Annotated in this window: 12 protein-coding genes and 1 pseudogene; 9 read left to right on the top strand and 4 right to left on the bottom strand. The window is 62.6% G+C overall.

What is annotated here, in order from left to right; genetic code table 11:
* Positions 1-84: 84 nt before the first annotated feature.
* The 8 genes from AC3WTM_RS21620 to AC3WTM_RS21585 are packed head-to-tail and all read left to right on the top strand — an operon-like array spanning position 85 to position 11,015.
* Positions 85-1,077, top strand: a complete 993-nt coding sequence (locus AC3WTM_RS21620) for a hypothetical protein (RefSeq protein ID WP_173677979.1) — start codon at positions 85-87, stop codon at positions 1,075-1,077.
* Positions 1,064-4,447, top strand: a complete 3,384-nt coding sequence (locus AC3WTM_RS21615) for an ImcF-related family protein (RefSeq protein ID WP_102672354.1) — start codon at positions 1,064-1,066, stop codon at positions 4,445-4,447. The genes AC3WTM_RS21620 and AC3WTM_RS21615 overlap by 14 nt, the downstream gene beginning before the upstream one ends.
* Entirely contained in the window at positions 4,444-6,030 is a 1,587-nt protein-coding gene (gene tssA / locus AC3WTM_RS21610; RefSeq protein WP_102672353.1) for a type VI secretion system protein TssA, read from the top strand. Before AC3WTM_RS21615 ends, tssA begins: the two co-directional genes overlap by 4 nt.
* 28 nt (positions 6,031-6,058) lie before the next feature.
* Entirely contained in the window at positions 6,059-7,822 is a 1,764-nt protein-coding gene (tssF, locus tag AC3WTM_RS21605; RefSeq protein WP_102672352.1) for a type VI secretion system baseplate subunit TssF, read from the top strand.
* Positions 7,786-8,883, top strand: a complete 1,098-nt coding sequence (gene tssG, locus AC3WTM_RS21600) for a type VI secretion system baseplate subunit TssG (protein WP_102672351.1) — start codon at positions 7,786-7,788, stop codon at positions 8,881-8,883. Before tssF ends, tssG begins: the two co-directional genes overlap by 37 nt.
* Positions 8,864-9,400: a type VI secretion system lipoprotein TssJ gene (tssJ, locus tag AC3WTM_RS21595; RefSeq protein ID WP_102672350.1), complete on the top strand. Its 537-nt coding sequence runs from the start codon at positions 8,864-8,866 to the stop codon at positions 9,398-9,400. Before tssG ends, tssJ begins: the two co-directional genes overlap by 20 nt.
* Before the next feature lie 3 nt (positions 9,401-9,403).
* Positions 9,404-9,838, top strand: coding sequence for a type VI secretion system baseplate subunit TssE (gene tssE, locus AC3WTM_RS21590; protein ID WP_102672349.1), 435 nt, complete (start codon positions 9,404-9,406; stop codon positions 9,836-9,838).
* A 43-nt stretch (positions 9,839-9,881) separates the two neighbouring features.
* On the top strand, positions 9,882-11,015 hold the full coding sequence (locus tag AC3WTM_RS21585) for an OmpA family protein (RefSeq protein ID WP_256586124.1): 1,134 nt from the start codon (positions 9,882-9,884) through the stop codon (positions 11,013-11,015).
* A gap of 66 nt (positions 11,016-11,081) precedes the next feature.
* Here the strand turns inward: AC3WTM_RS21585 and speF are convergent, their stop codons facing one another.
* The gene (speF, locus tag AC3WTM_RS21580) at positions 11,082-13,265 is read right to left on the bottom strand and encodes an ornithine decarboxylase SpeF (RefSeq protein WP_102672347.1); all 2,184 of its coding nucleotides are present in this window, start codon (positions 13,263-13,265) and stop codon (positions 11,082-11,084) included.
* Positions 13,266-13,705: 440 nt separating this feature from the next.
* On the opposite strand from speF, the gene AC3WTM_RS21575 reads away from it, so the two are divergent.
* Complete coding sequence (locus AC3WTM_RS21575) at positions 13,706-14,494, top strand: DeoR/GlpR family DNA-binding transcription regulator (RefSeq protein WP_102672346.1); 789 nt, start codon at positions 13,706-13,708, stop codon at positions 14,492-14,494.
* A gap of 104 nt (positions 14,495-14,598) precedes the next feature.
* Here AC3WTM_RS21575 and AC3WTM_RS21570 read toward each other — a convergent pair whose 3' ends face one another.
* From AC3WTM_RS21570 to AC3WTM_RS21560, 3 genes and pseudogenes are all read right to left on the bottom strand, one after another.
* On the bottom strand, positions 14,599-15,882 hold the full coding sequence (locus tag AC3WTM_RS21570) for an NAD(P)/FAD-dependent oxidoreductase (RefSeq protein WP_102672345.1): 1,284 nt from the start codon (positions 15,880-15,882) through the stop codon (positions 14,599-14,601).
* Positions 15,883-16,357: 475 nt separating this feature from the next.
* Positions 16,358-17,716 (bottom strand): chromate efflux transporter, encoded by a 1,359-nt coding sequence (gene chrA, locus AC3WTM_RS21565; protein WP_102672343.1) that lies wholly within the window; start codon positions 17,714-17,716, stop codon positions 16,358-16,360.
* 208 nt (positions 17,717-17,924) lie between these two features.
* Positions 17,925-18,368 (bottom strand): annotated as a pseudogene (locus tag AC3WTM_RS21560) (LysR family transcriptional regulator); the annotation flags it as partial.
* Positions 18,369-18,429: the final 61 nt, after the last annotated feature.

Genomic DNA, 18,429 nt, shown 5'->3' with positions numbered 1-18,429 from the left:
TGGTGGCTGGCTTTGCTGGTGCTCTGGGGGTTGCAGTCGGCGGTGTTGTTGTCGTTATGGCCAGAGGATCAGCCACGGCTGGAGCTGTGGTTATGGAGTGCCGTGCTGCCGATGTGCTGGGCGTTGGCATTGGCGCTGCGTGTGCTGGGGTGGCAAATCGGCCTGTTCAACCGCGATGTGTATCGGCGCACGGTTAATGCCGCTGTGCAGCGCTGGTGGGGGTGGCGGTGCCTGGGTCTGCCGGTGGAGCAAGTGTTGCTGCTGGGGCCCGTGGGCGATGAGCAAACCCATTACCACGGTTTGATGGCCGGTGCGCCCGCACCCAAGCCATCGAAGCCCGATGGCGCCGCACAACCCATGTTGTGCTACCCGGTGGCGCTGGGCTCGTCCAGTGAGCGTGCTCCGGCGTTGGCCCGACGCCTGGCGCGGATGACCCTTGAACTCCCCGAGTTGAAAGAACGCTGGCCGTCGTTGCGAGGGATCGCCTGGATCGGGGATGAGGCCAGTCAAAGCGCCTATTTGAAGGCAGTGGCCAAGGGCGGCGTGGTGTTGCCCCAAGCGCGCATGCCTTTGGCTGACCTGACCGATCTGGACACGCTCATTGATGCGTTTCACCACGACTGTCGCGATGAGGCGGATTGGGTGCTCTGCGCCGGGGTGGTATCGGTGCCGAGCGCTGACGAGCCGGATCTGCCCGGTGAAGCAGGATTTCTCTGGTTGGTGAGCCATCAGGGCCGGCAGTTATTGCACAGGGGCGAGTACCTGTTGCGCGAGCCCGATGAATCGCCCGCTGAACTCTGTGTGCAGCTACAGCGCTACGCCGGGCTGGACGCGGCACCGCCGGATTGCCTGGCGCTGGATAAAACCAGTCAGGGCGCTTTCGTGGCAGGCGGCTGGCAGTCTGCCGAACATCAATTGTCAGGGCACTGGGGCGTATTGGCGCAGCTGGCGCCCTTCATCGGCATGTCCCTGGCGTTGTTGCAGGCAAGGGAGGCCGGACAGCCCTGTGGCTGGCTGAGCCAGGACGGAAACAATCGATTGGCTATTGGAATGGCGGTGCCTCATGGCAGTGATTAAGCAAGCGAGCGAAGGCTCTCTGAAGAAGGTGGGACTGGGTTATCTGCTGGTGTTGACGGTACTGGTGGTGTTCGGTTGTCTGCTGTACGACTTGAGCCGCGAGTATTTCGGCTGGCCTCGACTGTCACTCAAATCGTTGGCGCTGTGGGGGGCCGGGACCTGGTTTGCCTTGTGCTGGTTCTGCCCGGTGGTACTGCTGGCGTGGGATCGATTGGCAGTCAATCAATCGAGTCGAGTGGTTGGCGCAACGGGCGCGATGGCGACTTCGCCGTTGAGCAAAGAGGACGCTTCAGCGAATGACTCATGGGTGCCGGGGCTAAGGAAATACCTCCTCGAAAATCACAACCTGCTCTGGCGCCATAAATTCCGCTTGCTGCTCATGGTTGGCGAACCCGATCAGATCGACGCCATCGCTCCAACCCTCAGAGATAAAAAATGGCTCGCAAGCCACGACACCATCCTGCTCTGGGGCGGCAGCGCACAAAGCCAACTGGACCAGTCATGGCGCACACGCTGGCATGGCTTGACCCGCTGGCGCCCGCTGGACGGTGTGGTCTGGGCGCTGAACTCAGCGCAAAGCGCCGACACCGCCGCCATGGACGTCGGCGCGCGTCATTTGCAAGAACTGGCCAGCCAACTGCGCTGGCAACTACCGCTGCACCTGTGGCAGGTCTGCGACAGTAAATGGAAACAGGACAAGCGCCCGACCCAACCAGTCGGTTGCCTGTTGCCGTCACCTGCCACGACGCAGGCCCTGGAAACCTCGCTGGATAGCCTGCTCGATCCCCTGCGTCAGGAAGGCTGGAGGCAGATGTGCGACTCTGTGGACAACGATTTCCTGGTGCGCCTGGCCCGCGATCTGCAGGTCGAGGGCATTGCCCGCTGGCGTCAGGCGCTGGGACCGTTGTGGCGTGTGTTTGACCGTGTCGTGCCGTTGCGCGGCGTGTGGTTCAGCCTGCCGTTGAAGGGTGGTAAGGAAAGTACCGATAACCTTTGGCATGTCACGCCGCCCTGGAACGGCGTGCTCGGTGACAAAGCCATGTACCGTCGTCGCCTTGGCTGGGGCGCCGTGCGCATTGGCTACGCAACGGCGCTGGCCCTGATCGCCGTTTGGGGTGTCGGCCTGTTGCTGTCGTTCGCCACCAGCCGCGTGCACATCACCCAGGTGCAGACCGCCATCACGTCGATGCAACAGGCGCAAAGCGCCGACCAACAACTGCTGGCCCTGCACCAGATGATGCTCGAACTGGCGCGCCTGGATTACCGCGCCGCCCACGGCGCTCCGTGGTATCAGCGTTTTGGCCTGAACCAGAACGATGCGCTGCTGGCCACGCTGTGGCCGCGTTATGTCGAGGCCAATCAGCGTCTGCTGCGCGACCCGGCGGTGGCCCAGTTGCAGGCGCGGCTCGACGCGCTGATCAAGCTGCCGCCGGACAGTCCCGAACGCGCCCGGCGCGCTCCGGCGGCCTACGCCCAACTCAAGGCCTACCTGATGATGGCGCGCCCGGAAAAAACCGACCCGGTGTTCCTGGCGCAGGTCTTGACCGACGCGCAACCGCAACGCGCCGGGTTCTCGCCGGGGCTCTGGCAAGGGCTGGCGCCGGCCTTGTGGGCGTTTTATGCCGAGCAACTGGCCGGGCATCCAGACTGGCGCATCAAGGCTGATCCGAAGCTGGTCGCCCAGGCCCGGCAGGTGCTGCTCGGCCAGTTGGGCCAGCGCAATGGCGAAGCCAGCCTGTACCAGAGCGTCCTCGACAGCGCGGCCAATCACGCGCCGGCGTTGAATCTGCAGCAGATGGTCGGCGACACCGAGGCCTCGGCTCTGTTTGCCACTTCGGCCGAAGTCCCAGGCGTGTTCACCCGCCAGGCCTGGGAAGGCCAGGTGCGGCCGGCCATCGACGCCATCGCCGAGGCGCGCCGCGAAGAGATCGATTGGGTGCTCAGCGACAATCCCGCCAGCCTCGCTGCCGAGTTGAGCCCGGAGCAACTGCGCGAGCGTCTGACCGAGCGTTACTTCCAGGACTACGCCAACGCCTGGCTGGACTTCCTCAACCGCCTGCGCTGGCAACCGGTCGACAGCCTGGGCGAGGTGATCGACCAATTGGCGCTGATGAGCGACGTGCGCCAGTCGCCGCTGATCGCCCTGATGAACACCCTGGCCTACCAGGGCCAAGCCGGTGTCCGTGGCCGGGCCCTGGCTGATTCGTTGCTGCAGTCCGCGCAGCAATTGCTCGCTCAGGACAAGGTGCCTGCGATCGATCAATCCGTGCCCGGCACCGGCGGTCCGCTGGACGCCACGTTCGGGCCGTTGCTGAGCCTGCTGGGTAAGGACGCCGAGAACAATAGCGAGCGCCTCAGTCTGCAAGCCTTACTCAACCGCGTCACGCGGGTGCGCCTGAAGCTGCAACAAGTGAGCAACGCGCCGAACCCGCAGGCGATGACCCAGGCCCTGGCGCAAAGCGTGTTCCAGGGCCACAACGTCGACCTCACCGACACCCAGGCCTACGGCAGCCTGCTCGCCGCCAGCCTCGGCGCCGAGTGGGACGGGATCGGCCAGACGCTGTTCGTGCAGCCGCTGGAGCAGGCCTGGCAACGGGTGCTGCAACCGTCGGCGGCGGGGCTCAACAGCCAGTGGCAACGGGCGATCGTGCGCGACTGGCACAGTGCCTTCACCGGTCGCTACCCCTTTGCCGCCACCGCCAGCGATGCCTCGCTGCCGATGCTCGGGCAGATGATCCGCGCCGACTCCGGGCGCATCGAGCAGTTTCTGCAACAGCAACTGGGCGGCGTGCTGCGCAAGGAAGGCAGTCGCTGGGTGGCCGATACCCGGCACAGCCAGGGCCTGCACTTCAACCCGCAGTTCCTGAGCGCGATCAACCAGCTCAGCCACCTCGCCGACGTGCTCTACACCGATGGCGGCATGGGCTTGAGCTTCGAGCTGCGGGGCAAACCGGTGCGCGACGTGGTGCAAACCACCTTCATCCTCAATGGCGAGAAACATGAGTACTTCAACCAGAAGGAAAGCTGGCAACGCTTCAGCTGGCCGGGCTTCAGCCATCACCCGGGCACCCGTCTGAGCTGGATCAGCGTGCACGCCAACGAACGCCTGTTCGGCGATTACGAAGGCACCTGGGGCCTGATCCGCCTGCTCGAACAAGCCCGGGTCACTGCGCTGAACGACAGCGACAGCCAATACCGCATGCAGCTCAAGGCCCCAGATGGCCTGGATTTGACCTGGCACCTGCGCACCGAACTCGGCGCGGGGCCGCTGGCGTTGCTCAAGCTGCGCGACTTCAAGCTGCCGGCGCAGATCTTTCTCGGCGAGGGCACAGACGCGCAGCCCTATGCGCAGAACGGGAGTTACCCATGAGCCTGCTCAAATTGATCACCCGCTGCCTGGGCGAACGTGATCCTCTGTCACTTGCCCGCACCGAAGCCGATCACTGGCAATCCTGGTTGCAACCCATCAGCACGCAGTCTCCGGTCGGCGAGGATCCGGGGTACGACGATGATTTCCAGTACATGCGTGAAGAGGTCAACAAGCTCTCTGGCGCGGATGTCGACGAGGTGATCCAGCTGGCGCAGAAGCTGATCAGCCAGCGCTGCAAGGATCTGCGCGTCGCCACTTATTACCTGTGGGCGCGGCTGCAGAAGGAGGGTGAGACGGGGTTGGCCGATGGCCTGAGTCTGCTGGCCGCGCTGGTAGAGCGTTACGCCAGCGACGTGCTGCCCACGCGGTCCAATAGCCGCAAGATGGCCCTGGAGTGGTTGGCCAGTAGCAAGGTGCTGGACAGCCTTTCGCTGTACCCGGAAGTGGTCAAGGCCGAGGCGGAGCGCACGGTGGCGGCGCTGGCCTGGCTGGAGCGTGGGCTGGAAGCCTGGCCGCCGGATCAACGGCCGCAACTGGGCGCGCTGTATGGGGCATTGTCTGCGCGATTGGCGCAGTCCGGCGGGGTGGATGCCGTGGTACCGCAGAACAGTGCCAGTCATGAGTCCAGTAGCCAGACTTGCGCACCGGGCGCCCCGGTCATCAAGTCCGGGCGCGATCTGCTGGACAGTGGACGGGCCCTCGCCAGTTACCTGCGCGACCAGCCACAAGGCTGGCTGGCGGCGCACCACCTGATGAAGAGCCTGCGTTGGGATACCTTGCACCAGGCACCACTCCAGGACGCCAGCGGCATGACGCGCCTGGCACCGCCCCGAGGCGAATCCAGGGCACAACTCAAACGCCTGTATCTGCAACAGAGCTGGAGCGAATTGCTCGATCAGGTCGAGCGGACGTTCGCCGAGGGCGTCAACCATTTCTGGCTGGACCTGCAGTGGTATCTGGTCCAGGCCCTGAGCAAACAACCGGCGCCACAGGACGGTTGGGCTGACATCGTCAAGCGCGACCTGGGCATGTTCCTCGAGCGTTTGCCGGGGGTGGAAGTGTTGAGCTGGAGCGACGGTACGCCTTTCGCCGACGAGACGACCCGCGAGTGGATCAGTCAGCACGTCAGCGGCAATCAGTCTCGGCAGTGGCTGCCCGCATCGGCCCCGCCTGCGGTGTTTGCCGATGTAGAGATTCTGTCCCTGGAGGCCGAGGCGCTGGCGCAGGCCGACAGCGACGGCGTCGAGCATGCGCTGGCCTGGCTGGCCGCCCGCCCCGGCATCCACACCGGACGCCAGCGCTGGCTGCTGCGCCTGCTGATGGCGCGAGTGGCCGAGCAATGTGGCAAGAGCGACCTGGCCATGCATCTGCTGGGTGAACTGGATGCCACGGCCCAGCGCCAGGCGTTGGCGGACTGGGAGCCGGAGCTGAATTTCGAAGTCAAGGCACGCCTGCTGAAGCTGACGCGCTTGAAGGCGCAGCGCAGTGATGCCGACAAGACCACGCTGGGTCGGCGCATGGAGGCGTTGCTCGCGGCGCTGGTCGCCATTGATCCGGTACGCGCCGCGGTGCTGTGCGGTTGAACCTCATTTATCAGGATTTTTTTAGAGCATGGACAATTTGACACTGCGTTATTTCGACGCCGAGATGCGCTACCTGCGCGAAGCCGGCCAGGAGTTTGCGCAAGCTTTTCCGGATCGGGCGGCGCAGTTGAACCTGGACAAACCGGGTGCGCGCGATCCCTATGTGGAACGCCTGTTCGAAGGCTTTGCCTTCTTGATGGGGCGCTTGCGCGAGAAGCTCGACGACGATTTGCCGGAGCTGACCGAAGGTCTGGTCAGCCTGTTGTGGCCGCATTACCTGCGCACTATTCCATCGCTGTCCATTGTCGAACTGGCGCCTGAACTGGCACAGATGAAGCGCAGCGAGGTGATCGCGGCCGGCTTTGAAGTGCTGTCGCAGCCCATCGGGCCGCAACGCACCCGTTGCCGCTACACCACCACCCAGGACCTGATGCTGCAACCCATCGACCTGGAGTCGGTGCGCCTGGCCCACGAGCCCGACGGACGCTCGATCCTGCGCCTGCGTTTTGCCCTTGGCGCCTTGAGCGACTGGAGCGAGGTCGACCTGAGTCGCCTGCCGCTGTATCTGAATGCCGATGCGCCGTTGGCTAGCGCGCTGCATCAGGCACTGACCCTCAATGCCCAGGCTTTGTATGTGCGCTTGCCGGGGGAGGCGTCGCGCTATCCGCTGGCTGGCCATTTCGCGCCCAAGGGCTTTGCCGATGAGGACCGCTTGTGGCCCAAGGGCGACAGCGCGTTCAGCGGCTATCAGTTGCTGCTGGAATATTTCACCTTCCGCGAGAAATTCATGTTCGTGACTCTCCATGGCTTGGACCAGGTAAGCATCACACCGGGCATGCCTTGGCTCGAACTGGAGGTGGTCCTGCGTGAAGCGTGGCCGCCAGCGTTCAACCTGAGTGCCGAACACATTCGCCTGCATGCGGTGCCGGTGATCAATCTGTTCAGCCTGGAAGCCGATCCGATGGCGCTGGATCCGTTGCAGACCGACTACCTGTTGCGCGCCATGCGCTTGCAGGACGGCCATACCGAAATCTACTCGGTGGATCGGGTCACCGTATCGAAGACTGCCGAGCGCCATGACTATGTACCGTTCAGCAGTTTTCGCCACAAGGGCGGAATGTTGCGCGACGAGGCGCCCGAGCGTTACTTCCATACGCGCCTCAAGCGTGGCGCCAATGGCCTGCACGATACCTGGCTGATCCTGGGTGGCGACGGCTTTGAGCAGGATCAGTTGCAGGAGAGCCAGAGTCTGTCTTTGCAATTGACCGGTACCCACGGCCAACTGCCGCGCAAGGCGTTGCAAAGCACTTTGCTCGATACGCTGGTCAATGGTGTCCAGAACGGATTGCGGGTGCGCAATCTGAGCGCCCCGACCTTGCCGTGCTATCCGCCGAACCGGGACCGTTTCCACTGGCGGGTGCTCAGTCACCTGGGCTCGAATTTCCTGCCGATGCTCGATAACGCCGAAGTTCTGCGCGGCACCCTGGCGCTTTACGACTGGACGGACAGCGAACTGAACCGTCGACGCCTGGCGGCCATCGTCGAGGTCAAGCATCACCTGGTGCAGCGTTTCGAAAAAGGTTTTCTGCTGCGTGGCGTGGACATCGAAGTGACCCTTGACGCCAATGGGTTTTCCGGCGAAGGCGACATCAGCCTGTTCGGCGAAATGCTCCATCGCTTCTTCGCGCTGTACGCCGACATTCACCTGTTCAACCAGCTCACGCTGATCCTTCAACCTACTGGAAAGTGCCTGCGATGGAACGAGAACCACAGTCAGCGTATTCCCGGCTGAAAGCCAGCGGATTGCTCGAGGCGCTGGACGGGCGTGTGGCCGAGGCCAATCTGTATCGTTTCTGCCAGTTGCTCGAACAGGCCCTGCCGGATCACCCGCCACTGGGAAGCACGAACCACCCGGCGGATGACCCGGTACGGTTTCGTCCCGACCCCGGCATGGGATTTCCCGCCAGTGAACTGAAGGCCATCGAAACCGACGCCAATCAACCGCTGCGCCCGGCGACGGTGCGTACGCGCCTGTTGGGGTTGTACGGTGTGGACTCGCCGTTACCGACGGCGTTTGTCGACGATATTGCCCAGCGCCGCGAGGGGCATGAAGCGCTGCAAGCCTTCCTCGATATTTTCAACCACCGGATCTTCACCCAGTTCTACCGGATCTGGCGCAAGTATTCGTACCCGGCCACCTTCGAAGCGGGCGGGAGCGATGTGACCTCACAGTGCCTGCTAGGCCTGGTCGGGCTGGGGATTCCCGGCACGGCCAAGCGCATCGCCACACCGGTTTCACGGTTTCTTGCGCTGCTCAGTGTGATGCGTATGCCCACCCGTAACGCCGAAGGCATCACTGCGTTGGTGACGCTGCTCGCACCCGGGACCCAAGCCATGATCACGCCGCACTGGCCGCAGAAAATTCCCTTGGCGCAGCCGGCGAGCTTGTCCGCGAACCATCCAGTGAGTCTGTCCCAGGGCACCCCGCTGGGGAGTAGCGGATACGACGCCAATAGCCAGTTGCATCTGGCGTTGTTCACCCGGGATCAGGACGAGGCACGCGGCTGGTTGCCCGATGGCCAGTTGTACAACGATCTGCTGGTGCTGCTGCGGGTGTACCTGGGCTGGCGTTGCACCGCGAAGCTGCAGCTATCGCTGCCCGTGCGCAGCCTGCCGCAACCGGTGTTGGGGCGGGCGCCAATCCTGTTGGGGATGACCGGCATGCTGGGCTCGGGCGGTGATACCTGGCAGGGCGCGGAGCACGACACGATCACTATCAATCTGGGCCGCTATCAAGGCCTGTCGAAGAACACTCGGAACAGGGAAACACAGCATGTCGCGTACCGTTGGTAATTCATTGATGCTGGCCACGCTGGCTGTACTGCTCGCCGGTTGCGGGGCGACTCAGTCAGTCACAGACAGCACAGCATCCGCCACCCGCTCGATTTTCTACAAGCAGGTGAAAACCCTGCACCTGGACTTCAGAGCCCGCAGCGCGATCAATACCGATGCCAGGGACATGAATGCAATGTCGGTCCCGACGCTGGTGCGGGTCTACCAACTGAGCGAAAGCAAAGCGCTGGAGAGGGCCTCCTACGACAGCTTGCTCGGCAGTGACGAGCAAGTGCTTGGCGGCGAATTACTGGACACCCGGGCATTGGTGATCAAACCGGGCGAGGGCGCGCAACTGAGTGTGCCGTTGGACAAGGACGCGCGCTTCGTCTCTGTGGTGGCACTGTTCCGCGACCCCGATACGCAGATGAATACCTGGCGCCTGATCTTGACCCGCGATGACCTCGACCCGGAACGGGCACGAATCATAGAATTGGGGGACAACCGATTGACCTTGCGCGTGTTGTCCCGGGAGTAACCGATGACCGAATTGAATCCTTCGCTTTATGAAACGCTGTTGCAGAACTTCGACGGTGACCTGGACCTGCATCAGGTCAGCGAAGAGGACCAGCACACGCTGTCGGTACTGGATAACCTGCAACGCATCCTCAACAGCCGGGCCGGTGCGCTCGCACACCTGCCCGATTACGGCCTTCCCGACATGGGCCAGATCCTGCAAGGCTTGCCTGGCTCGGCCCATGGGCTGATGGGGACCATGCAGGACACCTTGATCAAGTACGAGCCGCGCCTGGCGACAGTGCACATCGAGCTGCTCGAGCAGACTCTGCCGGGTCATCTGGAGTACAGCCTCGACGCGCTGCTCAAAAGTGGCGAGCAGGTCACCTTCGGCACCACCATGGCACTGGAAGGCAAAGTCCTGGTGCGACATTTGAAACGACAGCAATGGTTGTCGTAAACGTGAACCTGTTAGGCAAGGGAGGCTGACGGTGTTATTTGAAATGCGTATTCGGTTGGGCGGTGATCCGCGCGGTTTCGGTGAGTTCGTGGCACTGCGCGAAGAGTTGGCGAAACTGAGTCATCCGGCCTGTCCCGACGTGGACTGGGCCAAGGTGGAGCAGTGGTGCCTGACGTTGTTCGAGCAGAACGGGGCGGACCTGCAAACGGCGGTCGCGTTTGCCTTGGCGCGTAGCCAGCGCAACGGCCTGGAAGGCATGGTGCAGGGGGTGGCGCTGATCGAAACGCTGTGCTGCCAATGGTCGGCCTGTTGGCCGCCCATGGCGTCGGTTCGCCTGGATATCCTGACCTGGCTGTTCGTGCAATGGCAGTCGTTGCTGCGCAACAGGGCGCTGGGCGCGCAAAACTTCCCGACGTTGCTTCAGCTGGACACCGAACTGGCGCGTTTGCAGCAGCGTCTGGAGCAACAACTGCAACCCCCTCTGGTCGCCTTGCACGCCCTGCGCCAGCAGATCGAAAGCCTGGTCCAGCGTACGCAGCGCAGCAGCGTTTCGCTCGGTACCCTATCGCTGCCACCGAGGGAACCGGCATCGGCGTTGTTGATGCCCATGGTGATTTTGCCAGCCAACCCTATGCCTGAGATGCAGCCGGCGAAGCGTCGCGTTGCCCGGTGGCTGTGCGCCGCGGCCGCCATGCTTGGCCTGGCCAGCGGCGCTTGGTGGTTGGGCACCACCGGTGCAGTCGAGCAGCGTTTTACGCAGCTGTTTGAGCCAGCACCAACGTTTGTCGGGCCCGTGCGCCTGGACAGCCTGTCGCTGTTCGACGCCGGTAGCGCCGAGCTAAAGCCGGGCTCGACCAAGATCCTGATCAGAGCCCTGGTCGACATCAAGGCCCAGCCCGGTTGGCTGATCGTCATTGGAGGGCATACGGATGGCCGTGGTAACCCGCAGCAGAATTTCCAGCTGTCCCACGCGCGTGCCTCTGCTGTACGTGACTGGATGCAACGCATGGGCGACATCCCCGACAGTTGTTTTGCGGTCCAGGGCTTTGCCGCCAGCCAGCCGGTCACCAGCAATGACAGCGAGTCCGGGCGCGCGGCCAACCGACGCGTCGAAATCAGTCTGCTGCCCCAGGCGGGAGCTTGTGAGCAAGAGACGCTGGGCGCGCGTCCTGCATAAGCGTGGGAATCGATGCAAAAGCAGGCGCTGCCGCAGGCTCGAGCGGCGGCAACGCTTGCAGCGGGGTCAGGCCTTGATCACGTACCCATACGCCCGGGTACGACCGCCTTCCTGCTTCAGGTACACGCCCTGCAGCTCCGGCGTGAACCCGGGCAAGCGGTTAATGCCTTCCTCCAACGCCAGGAAGTACTTGAGCACCGCGCCTCCCCAGATTTCACCTGGCACAACGCACAGCACCCCTGGCGGATAAGGTAACGCTCCTTCGGCCGCAATGCGCCCGTCGGCGTCCGCCAACGCCACCAGTTCGACGTTGCCGCGGATGTACTCGATTTGCGCTTGCTGCGGGTTCATGGCCTTTTTCGGGAAGTGTTCCTTGCGGAACATGTCCTTCTGCAATTGCTGCACATTGTGGTGGCGGTACAGGTCGTGCATTTCCTGGCAGAGCTGGCGAATGGTGTAGTTGCGATAGCGCTCCTGGTGCTGCGCGTAGATGGCTGGCAGCACCCGGCTCATCGGCGCGTCATCGCTGATGAAGCGTTCGAAGCGGGCGATCTGCGCGGCCAGGTGGGTCATCTTCGCCCAGTCTTCGGCCGGGGTGAGCAGGAACAGGATGGAGTTGAGGTCGCATTTCTCCGGAACGATGCCGTTCTCGCGCAGGAAGTTGGCCAGGATGCCGGCGTGAATGCCGAAGTCGGTGTAGCTGCCATCCACCGGGTCGATGCCCGGCGTGGTGAACAGCAACTTGCACGGGTCGATGAAGTACTGCTTCTCGGCGTAGCCGGCAAAGGCGTGCCAGCGGTCCTTGGGATGGAACTCGAAGAAGCGGATGTCATTGGCAATGTCTTCGGTTGGATAGTCTTCCCAGGCGCGCCCTTCAATGGTATCCGGCACGAACGGTCGGACCATGGTGCAGGCTTCGAGGATCAACTTGCGCGCCTCGATGCCGAACTTCACGCAGTCTTCCCACAACCGCAGGCCACTGCGGCCCGAGTGAATGCGCGCATTCACATCCAGCGAGGCGAACAGCGGGTAGAAGGGGCTGGTGGACGCCTGGGCCATGAACGCGTTGTTGAGCCGGTGATGGTTGCAATAGCGCGCCTGGCCTTTGATGTGGCGGTCCTTCTTGTGCACCTGGGAGGCCTGGGAAAAACCGGCCTGCTGTTTGTGCACCGACTGGGTGACGAAGATGCCCGGGTCGTTCTCGTTGAGGTCGAGCAACAGCGGCGAGCAGTCTTTCATCATCGGGATGAACTGCTCGTAGCCGACCCACGCCGAGTCGAACAGGATGTAGTCACACAGCTTGCCGATGCGGTCGACGACTTGCCGGGCGTTGTAGACGGTGCCGTCATAGGTGCCCAGTTGAATGATCGCCAAGCGGAACGGCCGTGGCAGTTGCGCCTTGTCCGGGGCGACTTCGGCGATCAGTTCGCGCAGATAGTCTTCGTCGAAACAGTGGGCGTCGATGCCGCCGATGAAGCCGTAGGGGTTGCGCGCGGTTTCCAGATACACCGGCGTGGCGCCGGCCTGCAACAGCGCGCCCTGGTGGTTGGATTTGTGGTTGTTGCGGTCGAACAGCACCAGATCGCCGGGGGTCAACAGGGCGTTGGTCACCACCTTGTTCGACGCCGAAGTGCCGTTGAGCACGAAGTAGGTCTTGTCGGCGTTGAACACCTGCGCGGCGTGTTTCTGCGCCAGCAGCGCCGGGCCTTCGTGGATCAGCAGGTCGCCGAGTTTGACGTCGGCGTTGCACATGTCGGCGCGAAACAGCGTCTCGCCGAAGAAATCGAAGAACTGCCGGCCGGCCGGATGCTTGCGAAAGAACTGGCCGCCCTGGTGGCCGGGGCAGGCAAAGGTCGCGTTGGCCGCCTCGGTGTAGTGTTTGAGCGCATCGAAGAAGGGTGGTAGCAGGCTTTCTTCGTAGGCCTTGGCGGCGGTCTCCAGTTGGTTGCCGTGGTATTCGACGTTGCTGGGCGACAGGTCGAAGATGCCGTTCACTTGCAGCAGCACGTCATTGAGATGTTTGTAGACTTCCCGGGGTCGGGTGCTGGTGCCGGGGGACGGCACCAGGAAAATCGGAATATCAAAACCGGTGCGCTGAATGGTGTCGAGGCATCCGGCCAGCACGTCATTGACCGAAACCACAGCCACGGCGACGTCGGTGAAGTCGGTTTGACTGAGCGGGACCACCTCCCGGGTGTTCAGGAAACATTCGGAGGTGCCATCGCTGGCGGCGATTTTCAGAGCTTTCATGGGTGGTGTCTCCTGGCGGGCACTCATTTGTCCGCGGCTTTTTAGAGAGCAACTTCCGAGGGAGCCTTCCAGTTCCCCTGATCGGAAATCGTGTCACCACTGGTTATAGAGCATATTCCTGATCTGTCAGGCGTTTTACCGCGACCTTGCACAACTTGACGTCTCAGACCTGTCGGTCAGGCGTGAACCAGCGCAATCGTGAACGAGACCACGATCATGCACGCAAAAGCAAAATTGATATTCATGAGGTTTCCATCCGAAACATGAGTGACGGCGCCATCTTGAACAGGTCACAGCAAAATAAAAAATTCGGCGTAATGATTTGAAAGATCGAAAAAAATGATACTTGGAGGTGTTTGCCCGGCCGCCCGTTTGTGTTTGTCCGGCGCTTTGGCTAATCTCGCTGAAACGCGCAATTACACGCATAACCGAGCAAAAACATGCACGACAACCATTCCGCTGCCGAACTTCCATCCGTACGCCGGCAAAAAATCCTGTTGATCCTCGAACGAGACGGCAAGGTCATGGCCTCGGAGTTGAGCCAGCATTTCGCGGTGTCCGAAGACACCATCCGCCGGGACCTGGCGGAACTGGCCAGTGTCGGCCTGGTGCAGCGGGTACACGGCGGGGCGTTGCCGCGTCCCAAGGACACGGGCAAGGACTATTTCACCCGGATCAGTGAAACCGATGAGGTGAAAACCCATCTGGCGCAATTGGCTGCACGACAGGTGCAAGACGGTCAGATCGTGGTGTTCGATTCCGGCACTACCACCTTGCAGATCGCGCGTTCGCTGCCGGCGGACATCGCCATTACCGCGATCACCGCGTCGCCGATGACGGCCATCACCTTGTCCGAATACAAAGGCATCAAGGTGATTCTGGCGGGCGGCCAGCTCAACCCGGCGACGATGTCGGCCAGCGGCCACGAGACCCTGCGGCTGCTGGCGGGCATCAAGGCCGATCTGCTGTTTACCGGGGTTTGCGCGATACACCCGCAGGTGGGCTTGAGCTCACTGCATTTTGATGAAGTGCCGGTGAAACAGGCGATGCTCGACTGTGCTTCCCACGTGATTGCCGTCACCACGGCGGACAAGCTCGGGGCGGTGGAACCCTTTGTCGTCGCACCTTGTCAGCGCGTGCACACGCTGATCACCGAGCAGCATGTGGCGTCAGGCAGTGTCGAGGACTACCGGGCGTTGGGGGTCGAGGTGGTGCAGGCGCAGGCTTGAGTGTTATTTGCTGTTAGATGTATTGAATGTACCGGCCCCATCGCGGGCTTGCCCGCGATGGGGCCAGCAAAAACAACACCAATGCTGAATGCTCAGCGAACGGCTCAGCGCAATCGCTCAAGCATCTGGTAGTACCACATGCCGGCAGCGAGCATCGGGTTGCCGAGCAGGTCGCCCATGGGCACGCGGATGTGCTGGCAGGCGGCGAAGGTGTCGAACTGTTCCAGCTGCCCGGTGATCGCCCGGCCCATGATTTCACCCATGATGTGGGTGGTGGCGATGCCGTGGCCGGAGTAGCCCTGGCAATACCAGACGTTGTCCGACAGCTTGCCCAGTTGTGGGATGCGGTTGATCACGATGCCCATCGCGCAGCTCCACTGGTAATCGATGGCCACGCCTTTGAGCGCCGGGAAGGTCTGCTCGATGCACGGACGCAGCTCGGCGGCGATGTCCCGCGAATCCTTGCCGCTGTAGTTGGCGCCGCCCCCGAACAACAGGCGACCGTCAGCGGTGAGGCGGTAGTAGTCGAGCACGAAGCGGCAGTCATAGACCGCAAGGTCTTCGGGGTTGATCTGCCTGGCCAGATCGCCCAGCGGCGCAGTGGTGACGATGCCGCCCATGGCCGGGAAAATCTTGCCCTTGAGCTTGCCCGGTTCCAGTTTGTGGTAGACGTCGCCGGCCAGCAGCACCTGGTTGGCGTCGATGTGTCCGTGGGCGGTGCGCACTCCAGGCGTGTCCCCATGGATGATCTCCAGTACTTCGCTGTTCTCGAAGATCAACGCACCGAGGCTTTCGGCTGCGCGGGCCTCGCCGATGCACAGGTTGAGCGGGTGCAGGTGCATGTTGCGGGTGTTCTTGATCGCGCCGTGGTAGAGGTCGCTTTGCAGCAGGTCGCGCACCTGGCTGCGGTCGAGCAGGCTGACCTCGTTGCCCATGCCACGGTGCACCGCCTCATCGTAATCCTTGCGCAAGCCGGCCATGTGCGCGGGTTTGTACGCCGCATGCAGGTGGCCGTGCTTGAGGTCGCAGGCGATGCCGTATTTTTCCACGCGCTGCCGGATGATCTGGTGCCCGCGCCAGCGCAGGTTCCAGATGAAATCATCAACTTCATCACCAAGGGTGCGGCGCATCTGTTTGCGCATGGCTTCATCGCCCGACAGGCTGCCGGTGACCTGGCCGCCGTTGCGCCCGGTGGCGCCCCAGCCGATCTTGTGGCTTTCGACGATGGCGACCTTCAGGCCTTTTTCCGCCAGCTCGACGGCAGTGGCCACACCAGTGAAACCGCCGCCGATGATCACCACGTCAACCCGGTGCCGGCCTTGCAGCGTCGGGTAATCGGTGTCTTGGTTAAGGGTGGCGGTGTAGTAGGAATTGCAACGTTGAGTCATGTCGGTGTCCAGGCAGAATGGGGAGAAGCTCAATGCCGGTCAGTCGAAGTGCGCAACCTGTAGGAGCGAGTCTGCTCGCGATAGCAGAGTGTCATTCACCGTTGATGTCGAATGACACTCCGCTATCGCGAGCAAGCTCGCTCCCACAGGTATTGCATACGCTGAGCAAACGCAGGGATAGCGAAAGGAGGGGGCTCGCCGGTCAGGCGGGCAGGGCGCTATCCGGCGGACGTGCGGAGTGACGCAGTTTGGAGCGGCGCAGGGCCATGGGCAGGTTGACGATGCGCTTCATGCAATGCCGTCCACGGCCAGCAGCGAGGAGGCCTGGATCGAGAGGTTCAGCAGGTGCTGTTCTGACGGCAAAGTACGCATGGCGCAGGTTTCCGGCTGCGGAAATCGTCGGTGGCCAGTAGCACAAGCCATCCGGGGGATGGCTGGATACTAGGGAGGATTGCGGCGCGTGTAAATGTTTGATTCAGAACATCAGGTGCACACCCAGGCCGATCAACCCGCAGCCGATCAACACCTCGATCACCCCGCGTTTGAATCCAAGCAATGCAACGCCCGCGACTATCGCGATCAGCAGCGAAGGCCAGTCCAGTGCTCCTTCGAAGCCTTTGGGCCACAGCACGTGGTAGGCAAAGAAACAGGCCAGGTTGAGAATCACGCCCACCACGGCGGCCGTAATGGCCGTCAGTGGCGCGGTGAACTTGAGTTCGTTGTGCGTCGATTCCACCAGCGGCCCGCCGGCGAGGATGAACAGGAACGAGGGCAGGAAGGTGAACCAGGTCACCAGCGTCGCGGCGATGGCGCCGGCAACGAAGGCCTGATCCGGGCCAAAGACCTGATGCACGTAGGCGCCGATAAAACCGACGAAGGCGACAACCATGATCAACGGACCTGGCGTGGTTTCACCGAGCGCCAGGCCGTCGATCATCTGCGTCGGCGTCAGCCATCCGTAGTGGCCGACCGCGCCCTGGTAGACGTACGGTAACACCGCGTAGGCGCCGCCAAAGGTCAGCAGCGCGGCCTTGGTGAAGAACCAGGCCATCTGGGTCAGCGTGCCTTCCCAGCCGAACAGTGCGGTGAGCATGGCCATGGGCAGCGTCCACAAGATCGCACCGATCACAGCCAGGCGCGCCAGTTTCCAGCCACTGAAGCGGGCGTGTCCGGGGGGTGGGGTGTCGTCGTCGATCACTGCCGGGCCGTAGGAGCGTTTCGCAGCGCTGTGGCCACCGGTCCTGAATTTTTCCGGTGCCAGTCGCCCGCCGAAATAACCGATGACCGCCGCGCCGAGCACGATCAACGGAAACGGCACGTTGACCACGAAGATGGCCATGAAGGACGCGGCGGCGATGCCCCATAACCAGCCGTTCTTCAGCGCCCTCGAGCCGATCCGGTGAGCCGCCTGCACCACGATTGCCGTGACCGCAGGCTTGATCCCGTAGAACAGTCCGGCGACCACGGGCACGTCACCAAAGGCGATGTACACCCAGGACAGCGCAATCAGGATGAACAGCGAAGGCAATACGAACAGCACGCCAGCGATCACACCGCCCCAGGTCCGGTGCATCAGCCAGCCGATGTAGGTCGCCAACTGCTGAGCCTCAGGCCCGGGCAGCAACATGCAATAGTTGAGGGCATGCAGAAAGCGCCGCTCGGAGATCCAGCGCCGGCGTTCGACCAGCTCCTGATGCATGATCGAAATCTGCCCCGCCGGCCCGCCGAAACTGATGAAACCAAGCTTGAGCCAGAACAGGAAGGCTTCGCGCAGGCTGATGGACCGGGGTTGCAGTACATCCTGTTGCGTGATCGGGGAGGGCGTGGGGCTCAAGCGGAAACTCCTTGTGCAGAAAAGCTTTGAGCCGATGACTGTAGCCAGGCCGGAGCGCGTTGCATAGCCGCCTCATGCGGCCTATCTGCCCAGCGCTCGACGGCTGCATCTGCAGTCGACGCACGTCCTCGATGGTCTTGAGGCTGTCGGTCAGGGGCAGTTTTTCACCGCCCAGGTTGAGCTGCTCGCGGTAACGGGCTTCGATGGGCTCTTCCAGTCCACTGTCCAGCGGCATGATCGCGCAGCAGAAACCCTCGTGAATCGCCTGCAGCAACTGGTAAGTCGAATCGCTTTCCAGGATCGGCTGCGGGTCCAGTCCGCGGCTGCGAAAGCTCAGGTCGATGGATTTGCGGTAGTGCATGCCGTTGCTGCGCATCCCCAGCGCCAGTTCGGCGGCTTCCTCCCAGTTCATTTGCGTGCCGTCGAAATGGAAGTGGCGATTATCGTACAGCAGGCCGACGCGGGTCTCGCCGACCTCGGTAAAACCCTCGAAGCGCTGGCCTCGGGTGACCAGCACCAGGTCCAGTTCATCCTCCAGGTTGCGCAGGCGCATCGACAGCGTTGGCTGGGTGAGGTGGCAGCGCGCGGCCGCCTGGCCGAAGTGGCGGGTCTGCTCCAGGGCAATCAGGAACTTGAGTTGTTTGATGTCCATGACGGCACCTGCTGGCGGGGGCGAGAAGGGTTAAGTATTGACTCAGGTGCGCAAGACACAA

The organism is Pseudomonas sp. EU05-FHT14B02, from assembly GCF_058791055.1.
Note: the sequence above shows the minus strand (reverse complement) of the source record. Positions and strands in the feature narration are given on the sequence as shown.

Coding starts and splice junctions, on each gene's coding strand:
- AC3WTM_RS21615 (WP_102672354.1), top strand. CDS start 1,064: ATGGCAGTGATTAAGCAAGCGAGCGAAGGCTCTCTGAAGAAGGTGGGA.
- tssA (WP_102672353.1), top strand. CDS start 4,444: ATGAGCCTGCTCAAATTGATCACCCGCTGCCTGGGCGAACGTGATCCT.
- tssF (WP_102672352.1), top strand. CDS start 6,059: ATGGACAATTTGACACTGCGTTATTTCGACGCCGAGATGCGCTACCTG.
- tssG (WP_102672351.1), top strand. CDS start 7,786: ATGGAACGAGAACCACAGTCAGCGTATTCCCGGCTGAAAGCCAGCGGA.
- tssJ (WP_102672350.1), top strand. CDS start 8,864: ATGTCGCGTACCGTTGGTAATTCATTGATGCTGGCCACGCTGGCTGTA.
- tssE (WP_102672349.1), top strand. CDS start 9,404: ATGACCGAATTGAATCCTTCGCTTTATGAAACGCTGTTGCAGAACTTC.
- AC3WTM_RS21585 (WP_256586124.1), top strand. CDS start 9,882: ATGCGTATTCGGTTGGGCGGTGATCCGCGCGGTTTCGGTGAGTTCGTG.
- speF (WP_102672347.1), bottom strand. CDS start 13,265: ATGAAAGCTCTGAAAATCGCCGCCAGCGATGGCACCTCCGAATGTTTC.
- AC3WTM_RS21575 (WP_102672346.1), top strand. CDS start 13,706: ATGCACGACAACCATTCCGCTGCCGAACTTCCATCCGTACGCCGGCAA.
- AC3WTM_RS21570 (WP_102672345.1), bottom strand. CDS start 15,882: ATGACTCAACGTTGCAATTCCTACTACACCGCCACCCTTAACCAAGAC.